At 76.7% G+C, this 1,714-nt stretch carries 1 protein-coding gene and 1 pseudogene; both read right to left on the bottom strand.

Annotated elements, in window-relative coordinates:
- Positions 1 to 666, bottom strand: a pseudogene (locus tag ABEB16_RS18110) (hypothetical protein); the annotation flags it as partial.
- A gap of 15 nt (positions 667 to 681) precedes the next feature.
- Positions 682 to 1,560: a PAC2 family protein gene (locus ABEB16_RS18105; RefSeq protein ID WP_345713613.1), complete on the bottom strand. Its 879-nt coding sequence runs from the start codon at positions 1,558 to 1,560 to the stop codon at positions 682 to 684.
- Positions 1,561 to 1,714: the final 154 nt, after the last annotated feature.

The following is a 1,714-nucleotide window of genomic DNA, read 5'->3' as shown; positions in this document are numbered from 1 at the left end:
CGCCCACCGGCTGGGCGCCAGCCGGTGGAACCAGCGGCCCACCGCCGCCCAGGCGTCCTCCAGCCGGTGCGAGGGCGACACCGCCCGCGGCTGCACGGACTCCAGCAGGCGGGCGACCTCCTCGGCCCCGGGGGAGTCCGCGGCGCCGGCCAGCAGCGCGAGGGCCTCCTGCTTGCGCCGCTGCGACAGGCGCCCGGCCAGCCCGTCCACCAGCACGAACGCCGCGCCCGCCACCCGCTCGTCGGGGTCCAGCGGCCGGCGGGCCCGCCAGCGCCAGGCACCGGTGACCAGCAGCGCCAGCACCACGTACATGATCGCCGGGGCGGGTTCGTAGAAGTAGTCGTTGTCGGCGGTGACGAACTTGCCGACCTCGTCGATGAACAACCCGAAACCCGCCCCGCCCAGCAGCGCCGCCACCGGCCGCGGGCCCGGCCCCACGTACGCCAGCTGCAGCACCACCGCCGCCAGCATCAGCAGGCCGCCGGGCAGCACGTGGGCCACGTGCAGCTCGGAGTCGCCGCCGATGCGCGGGAACCCCGTCGCCGCCAGGAACCCCCGCGTCAGCAGGATCGTGCAGACCGCCGCCACCACCAGGGTCGTCAGGTGCTCCACGGCCCGCGCGCTGCGGACCAGGTCGACGTGCAGCCGCCGCGCCAGGCGCCTCACCCGCCCGCGGACCCCTCAGCCCCGGCGGGGGCCGTCGTCGCGACGGCGCAGGTAGCGCTCGAACTCCCGCGCGATCGCCTCACCGGAGGCCTCCGGCAGCTCGGCGGTGTCCTTGGCCTCCTCCAGCTGCTGGACGTACTCGGCGATCTCGGTGTCCTCCTCCGCCAGCTCGTCCACCCCCCGCTCCCAGGCGCGCGCGTCCTCGGGCAGGTCCTCCAGCGGGATCGCGATGTCGAGCAGCTCCTCCACCCGGTGCAGCAGCGCCAAGGTCCCCTTCGGCGACGGCGGCTGGCCCACGTAGTGCGGCACCGCCGCCCACAGCGACAGCGCCGGGATGCCCGCGGCGGAGACGAACTCCTGCACCACGCCCACGATGCCGGTGGGCCCCTCGTAGCGGGAGCGCTCGATGGCCAGGCGGTCGATGAGGTCGTCGTCGTCGGTGGTGCTCGTCACCGGCAGCGGCCGGGTGTGCGGGACGTCGGCCAGCAGCGCCCCGAGCGTCAGCACCAGCGAGGCGCCGTTGCCGCGGGCGTGCTCGACGACCTCGCGCGCGTACGTCTTCCAGCGCATGGACGGCTCGATGCCCCGCACCAGCAGCACGTCGCGCGCGGAGTCCGGCGGGCGGGCCCAGGACACGCGCGTCGTCGGCCACACCAGCTGGCGGCGGCCGTCGTCGTCGAGGTGGACGGTGGGCCGGTTGACCTGGAAGTCGTGGTACTCCTCCGGGTCGAACTCGGCCAGCTCGTGGGCGCCCCAGACGCGGTGCAGGTGCGCGACGGCCTGGCTGGCCGCCTCGCCGGCGTCGTTCCACCCCTCGAACGCGGCGATGACGACCGGGTCCCGCAGCGGGAACGGCGGTCGCCCGGCGGTCGGGGGACCTGGCTGCTCAGTCACGCACGCACCTCCGTGCCGGCCCGGTGCCGGCGCGCCCAGCCTAGGGCGTGACCGGGCCCGCGCAGCGCGGGGAGCGCCGCCACCCGCCCCCGCCCACCCCCGGGGAGGCCGCCGGCCCGGGCACGCCGGCGGGCGGTGGCCCCTACACTCCGGC

Source organism: Kineococcus glutinatus, assembly GCF_039542765.1.
Classification (GTDB): Bacteria; Actinomycetota; Actinomycetes; order Actinomycetales; family Kineococcaceae; genus Kineococcus_A; species Kineococcus_A glutinatus.
The sequence above is the reverse complement of the archived record's forward strand: the minus strand, read 5'-3'. Positions and strand labels throughout refer to the sequence as shown.